Annotated in this window: 8 protein-coding genes and 1 tRNA gene; 2 read left to right on the top strand and 7 right to left on the bottom strand. The window is 40.6% G+C overall.

All coding sequences use genetic code 11. From position 1 onward, the window contains the following. Positions 1 to 72: 72 nt before the first annotated feature. On the bottom strand, positions 73 to 1086 hold the full coding sequence (locus H5180_RS17920; RefSeq protein WP_182758760.1) for a hypothetical protein: 1014 nt from the start codon (positions 1084 to 1086) through the stop codon (positions 73 to 75). Between the two features lie 353 nt (positions 1087 to 1439). Further along, a tRNA-Arg gene (locus H5180_RS17915) sits at positions 1440 to 1514 on the bottom strand. Between the two features lie 256 nt (positions 1515 to 1770). Between H5180_RS17915 and H5180_RS17910 the strand changes: the two genes are divergently transcribed. After that, the gene (locus H5180_RS17910; RefSeq protein WP_145237033.1) at positions 1771 to 1953 is read left to right on the top strand and encodes a helix-turn-helix domain-containing protein; all 183 of its coding nucleotides are present in this window, start codon (positions 1771 to 1773) and stop codon (positions 1951 to 1953) included. Here the strand turns inward: H5180_RS17910 and H5180_RS17905 are convergent. The 3 genes from H5180_RS17905 to H5180_RS17895 are packed head-to-tail and all read right to left on the bottom strand — an operon-like array spanning position 1950 to position 3665. Then, complete coding sequence (locus tag H5180_RS17905; RefSeq protein ID WP_145237030.1) at positions 1950 to 2756, bottom strand: phosphotransferase; 807 nt, start codon at positions 2754 to 2756, stop codon at positions 1950 to 1952. The genes H5180_RS17910 and H5180_RS17905 overlap by 4 nt on opposite strands. Positions 2757 to 2764: 8 nt before the next feature. After that, positions 2765 to 3388 (bottom strand): nicotinamide riboside transporter PnuC, encoded by a 624-nt coding sequence (gene pnuC, locus H5180_RS17900; RefSeq protein WP_145237027.1) that lies wholly within the window; start codon positions 3386 to 3388, stop codon positions 2765 to 2767. Positions 3389 to 3413: 25 nt separating this feature from the next. Then, complete coding sequence (locus tag H5180_RS17895; protein WP_145237024.1) at positions 3414 to 3665, bottom strand: hypothetical protein; 252 nt, start codon at positions 3663 to 3665, stop codon at positions 3414 to 3416. A 131-nt stretch (positions 3666 to 3796) separates the two neighbouring features. On the opposite strand from H5180_RS17895, the gene H5180_RS17890 reads away from it, so the two are divergent. After that, positions 3797 to 4036: a DUF2960 domain-containing protein gene (locus tag H5180_RS17890; protein ID WP_145237021.1), complete on the top strand. Its 240-nt coding sequence runs from the start codon at positions 3797 to 3799 to the stop codon at positions 4034 to 4036. Positions 4037 to 4045: 9 nt separating this feature from the next. Here the strand turns inward: H5180_RS17890 and alr are convergent, their stop codons facing one another. Both alr and dnaB read right to left on the bottom strand, forming a co-directional pair. Then, entirely contained in the window at positions 4046 to 5125 is a 1080-nt protein-coding gene (alr, locus tag H5180_RS17885; protein WP_145237018.1) for an alanine racemase, read from the bottom strand. After that, positions 5125 to 6504, bottom strand: coding sequence for a replicative DNA helicase (gene dnaB, locus H5180_RS17880; protein ID WP_145237015.1), 1380 nt, complete (start codon positions 6502 to 6504; stop codon positions 5125 to 5127). Before dnaB ends, alr begins: the two co-directional genes overlap by 1 nt. Positions 6505 to 6599 lie beyond the last annotated feature (95 nt).

Here is a 6599-nt window from a genome sequence, read left to right as displayed (position 1 = left end):
TCAGCTAAAAGCAGAAACAAGCTTTAATAAAGGCATGCCCGCAAAACAGAAAAAAGCTATGCGCAGTACAGGTTACCTTGAAAAGGTATTGAAATCATAGGCTTTTTTCATGCTCTTGCCCTGGATTAAGGCCCAAGAAGACACTTTATCAACTTGTTTACTTAAATCATTTTTAGGAACTAATGAGCCAAAGATAAAACCGCTCTCACTAAGCTGATAAAAAATATACTTATCTTCAATTGCTAGCTGCTCAAACCCAAAGCTATTGACCTTACTTAACCGACTTTGAGCTACTAATGTTGCCGCCCAAGGAAAGTCATCGGTCAACTGCTGTACCGTTTGAGGCTTGTCTGTAAAGCCAATAATTAACTCAGAATCCCGGTGAAATAAAAATGATTGTGCATTTTCGGTCACTTTAATGCTGACTAAAAACTCACTTAACTCAGCTAAAGACCAGTCGAGCGTCGCCATACCAATCGGACTGCGGTTATCGTCAAGCATCACCGCATCTATGGTCATCATCAACGAGAATGAGCCTGCATCATCGTAATAAGGGTTAGTCCAAAATATAGGACGATAGCTTGATTGGTTTAATCCCCACCCTTGCTGTACAGCAAGCTGGTACCAATCCTGAGAAAAATAATCGTACTGTGGTGTATTGAGGTCCCACGTAAATTGCAGCTGTTTATTTTCTTTATATACATATGGGCCAAAATAACGATACTGCTCATCCAGTACCTGCGGTTGATACCAAAGCCCTCCGCCCATAGCTTGCTCAAAACTAGTAAACTTGTTTTGTAACGTGCGCTGAGCCAGTTCCTTGATATCAGCCATGGGAGTAGATTTTTGATGACGCAGAAAGTATAACTGCTCACCACTTAGAGCCAGATCGATCACATGACCTTGCATTTGTTCTGTAAGATGATTGATACGGGAAATAGTGCCATTAAACACAGCCTGAATTTCATTTTGCTTAAATTCATCCAAAGATTCTTTGTAAATTAGCGTGTTGAATAACTGTAGGGTTGAATAAGCCAATATCTCAAACAAAATGACAAACACCAGAATACGGGTTTTAATATTCATTCAATCTCCAGGGTACCCTTTGCTAAAGAGCTCATTTAACACAACACTCACAGGCATTGCCAAATAACAACTGTGCTCGACTTACTTAGTATGCAAAAGGACATGAAACTGTAATCCCCCCATTTTTAATGGAGGCGAGCTGTAGTACATAATACAATTCCCTAAGATAATGAATTATGAGTATAGTCCAGTTGTCAGTTTTACCACTTGTGCAATTTATTTAATTCAAAATATTAGTAGGGGTTTATTTACATCATGAGTACTAAAATAGTGTGATTGAGGGCAAACACAGTGGAGTAAGATAGAGAGTTATTATTGATGGCCTTTGATGAAAGGCTGGGCATTATTGCAAATGGCGCTCTCGGTAGGGATCGAACCTACAACTCAGCCTCCGGAGGGCCACGTGATATCCATTTCACCACGAGAGCACATTTGTGCCACCACACCAACTCGCGATATCAGTGCTTAGGCCGAGCAATAATAAAGGCATATGCAATTAAATGCTAGCTTCTATCGCTTAGATGCTTAATAATTCAGCAAATTATAATAAATTACTTCACAAGCAAGCAAAAAACAGCTATTAAATTATACTTAATAAAAATCACTAACCATTTTGCAACATATAAATGCCCGTTTAACGACTTTTTAAGGCGCTTGTAAAAGGTTTAACATGAGGAAGTATCTATGAGTTTAATGTCAACCGAGCAAGTAGCGGAGTTTTTAGGGGTTAAAGTTGAACGTGTAAAGCGTCTTGCCCGGGAAAGTTTATTAATATCGAAATCTGTTGATGAAAACGGCGAACCACTATTTGATGCAGATGAAGTTGCAAAATACAAAGAACTTGCGGCGCGTTTTGGTGGTCTTTAACGATGCTCCATTGAGCTAATCAAACAATCCAACTGCGTACGCAACTCAGTCACTTTATTATCGACTGAGCGTGCGCTATACCAACAAATACACAACACTAAAAACACCAACTGATAGCATTCAAGCTTTTGCAGTGAATAGTGAAATTTTTGAATAGCAGGCAATTGCTGTTGGTAGTTTGAAAGTAAGCTATTTTTTTGCTTATCATTCAACGCAAAGCTAACAGTTAGTGCTGCTAAATCGAAGTATACGTCATTACTTTTAGCGTACTCAAAATCAATTAAAAACATGCCTTGGCTATTCACAATAATATTTTCTTTTACTAAATCATTATGGCAAAAACCTTCATCACGGGGTAATAACGCGATTTGCTTTAATGCATCCTCAACGCTTGCTTGATATTGCTGATATAAGCGAGTTTGTTTATAAAAATCCAGCTCATACTTTATATCCATCGCCTCAGTAACAACATCATGGCAATGAAAAGCAATCAACTTTTGCAACAACTCTAAAGTGTAATCCCCTTGTGCAATATCCCCCTCTAGGTATTCAAAAATCGCCAGCTTGTTAACTTCATCAGTCCACAGTGGTTTGGGGCATACCTGCTGCTGCGCAAATACAGTTTGTGCTGCCAAGCCTTGCGCTGGCCAATGCTCGCGATAGCACTTTAATAAAAAAGCCTGCTGTGCAGTACGCACTAAAAAGTTATCGTTACTTAAACCGCTAAATAGCCGCTCATTGCTCAATACCTTTAGTTGTGGATCAAAAGCGGCAAAAATGCCGCTAATTTCTTTACCTGTCATACTGCTTCTTATAATTGCGCCAAAGGCTTAGCTTGATTTTGCTCATACTCTTCATACCAGGTTTTAAACCCCCATGCTGCCATTATGGTGTAGAAAATAAACAGCGCTAATGTTGGGTAGTAGCCTTTCTCGTAATACAAATACATCGAAGCCGCATCAATAACAATCCAATACAGCCAATTTTCCAGTACTTTTTTCGCAACTAAATACGTTGTAACAACAGCAAAACAGGTTGTAAAACTATCTAAATAAGCAAAGTCTGCATGGGTGTGATTGTTCATCACATAACCAAATATTAATGCCACAATCGAAGTCGCAATAATAATGAATAAGTGTTGATGCAAGCACCATGAGGTAATCACTAATTGATGTTTATTAGCGTCGCCTTTTCGCCATATTACCCACCCATAAACCGCCATATACATATAGTAAAAATGCAATAGCGATTCCATTAATAAAGCACCATTCCAATACATTATGGTATAAATAAGGGTGCTAAAAAATGCCGCAGGCCAACACCACAGATTTTCTTTTATTGCTAATAGCAAATATGCCATAGAGAGCGCCACTGCGATATATTCCCAGTGCGACATTGCAGTAAACCCTGCGAGAGTTTCTGTAATAAATTCCATAATTGATCCACTAAGGCTTTAGCTGCTATTGGGGAGAGAGATCACCATTGAGGAATTTACAAACAAAAATAGCTTTGCCAAACTCTTCGTATGAACGTTTTATCTCTGTACTAAGCACTGACATTACTAAATCGTAATCCCCAAAAATTTGCGTCGACAAGGTATTTGTTATTACTTTTAAATCGTCATATTCATTTAAGCGATCAATAAACCCCTTAATAAATGGGATATAATCTTGATGAAGTGGGTACTTACTGATCTCTACAGATAATTTCATGACAATTCCTTGGTTTATTTAAAAATATGACCGTTATTGTAACTTGAGCTAAGCTACAAGTCATTCAAAGGTAGAGCGGATGTCGAAGAAGGTGTAAAATTAACGCAATTAAATTATTTTATGAGTGACTCATGGCACGACGCATTACGTACAAATTTAAAAATCAGCCTCGCGAAATTAATTTTGCAAAAGATAAATATCGCGATATGTATCAGGCTATTGCCGCGGCTGAAGGGATTGATTTAACAAATTATTTAAAGATGGAACAACAAATTGCTATGACTTCAAAAGGTTCTGCGGCAGTGCGTAATTTTCGTGATGAAGAGTTTGCTCGCATGGGTTTTAGCGATGTGTATTTTATCAAAGAGTAACGCTTAGCATTACTCTAAATATTCATAGCTTACCCGTGGGGTAATATTACAGACTAACTCGTAAGGGATTGTCGTGGCACATTGGGCGATTTCTTCAACGGGTAATTCTGGGCCCCACATCACCACCTCATCGCCGACTTTGATGCCATCAGCATTTGCACCAATATCAACACTGATCATATCCATAGAGATGTTGCCAGCAATACCATAACGTTTGCCAGCAATCACTACAGGTGTGCCATGTCTAGCATGGCGCGGATAACCATCACCATAGCCCATGGCAACCACTGCAAGCTTAGTCGGCTGAGCACTTTGCCAACAACCACCATAACCAACACCTTGCGCGGCATCAACATCGCGAATTGCAATGACCTTAGTGGTTAAGCGCATCACTGGCTTCAGCTGATGGTCTTTGCCAGAAGTGTTAAGCATTGGTGATACACCATACATCATCAAGCCTGGACGTACCCAGTCGCCATGACCTGCAGGCCAAGCTATAATACCAGCCGAATTTGCTAAACAATGTGCTTGTTGTTTGCCTTGCACTAATGAATCAAACAAAGCAATTTGCTCAGCTGTTTTGGGATCATTAACATCATCGGCACTGGAAAAATGCGTCATTAAATTGATTGTATCTTTAGCGTTATTCGTCGCTTGCAAGCGCTGATAAAAATCATTCAACTGCGTTGGTGCAATCCCTAAACGATGCATACCGGTATTGATTTTTAACCAGCAACTGATTGGTTCATCGAGCTTTGCATTTTCAAGTGCCCTGAGCTGATTTTCATCATGGATAATGGTTTGAAAGTTATTGGCTAATAAAATCGGCAAATCATCTTGATGGAAAAAACCTTCCAGCAACACAATAGGCTTGGTCAGCCCACCCGCCCGCAGTGCTAGAGCTTCATCTATTCGTGCCACTGCAAATGCGTCGGCATCATTAAGGTGCTGCGCTATTTTTACTAAACCATGACCATAAGCATTAGCTTTTAATACCGCCATAACTTTACTATTAGGCGCAAACTGTCGCACTTGCGCTAAATTATGAGCAAGTGCTTGTAAGTTAATTTCGGCAATAGCTAAACGCATCAGTAATCGTCGTCTACAGCAGGTCCGGCGTAATTATCAAAACGCGAGAACTGACCTTGGAAAGTTAAACGTACTTTACCAATTGGACCATTACGTTGTTTACCTATGATAATTTCAGCAATCCCTTTCTCAGTACTATCTTCGTTATATACTTCGTCGCGGTAGATAAACATGATTAAATCGGCATCCTGCTCGATAGAGCCTGATTCACGTAAGTCGGAGTTAATTGGGCGTTTATCGGCACGCTGCTCTAGAGTACGGTTTAGCTGCGACAGTGCTACGACTGGGCATTGGAGTTCTTTTGCTAATGATTTAAGTGACCGTGAGATTTCAGCAATCTCTAAAGTACGGTTATCAGAGAGGCTGGGAACGCGCATCAGCTGCAAGTAATCGACCATGATCATACTTATCCCACCGTGATCACGAGCTATACGACGCGCACGTGAGCGAACATCTGTTGGAGTTAGACCTGATGCATCATCAACATACATCTTTCCTTTTTCCATCAGTAGCCCCATGGTTGATGAAAGACGCGCCCAATCGTCATCATCCAATTGACCGGTGCGCACTTTGGTCTGATTAATTCGACCAAGGGATGCCAACATCCTCATCATAATCTGCTCCGAGGGCATTTCTAATGAGTAAATAAGCACAGGCTTATCTTGTGTCATTGCGGCATGTTCAGCTAAGTTCATCGCAAATGTGGTTTTACCCATCGACGGACGGGCGGCCACAATGATTAAATCTGATGGCTGCAAACCAGTGGTCATTTTATCTAGATCGGCATAACCGGTACTTACCCCCGTCACACCATCTTGTGGCGACTGGTACAACTCTTCGATTTTATCGACTGTTTTTTCTAAGATGCTGTGAATACTTTGCGGACCATCGTTACTTTTTGTCCGCTGCTCAGCAATTTTAAACACTTTACTCTCTGCAAAGTCGAGTAAATCGTGGCTGGTGCGCCCTTCCGGATTGAAACCTGCTTCGGCTATTTCATTGGCAACGCCAATCATTTCACGTACCACAGCACGTTCGCGTACGATATTCGCATAGGCGTCGATGTTCGCCGCACTTGGCGTATTTTTAGCAATTTCAGCTAAATAAGCAAAACCACCGATACCACTGAGTAAATTCTTTTTCTCTAAGCTCTCTGATATGGTGATCAAATCGATTGGATCGCCTATTTCAGCAAGCTCGACCATGGCTTCAAAAATAAGCTTATGGGTACGTGTATAGAAATCTTGCGAAACGACCAACTCGGCAACACGGTCAAAGGCTTGATTATCAAGCATTAAGCCACCTAAAACAGATTGCTCTGCTTCAATGGAATGAGGAGGAACTTTAAGAGTGTCGACTTGTTTATCTGGTTTAGCCATAACTTCGCAATACTAACAATGAATGGCCTCTATTCTATCTACTTGGCTACGTTGTGCAAAGAGCAAAGCAGGATTTCTTTTCCTACTTTGCTATG

Origin of the sequence: Pseudoalteromonas sp. SR41-4 (assembly GCF_014163985.1) — a bacterium.
Lineage (GTDB): Bacteria > Pseudomonadota > Gammaproteobacteria > Enterobacterales > Alteromonadaceae > Pseudoalteromonas > Pseudoalteromonas rhizosphaerae.
The sequence above is the reverse complement of the archived record's forward strand: the minus strand, read 5'-3'. Positions and strand labels throughout refer to the sequence as shown.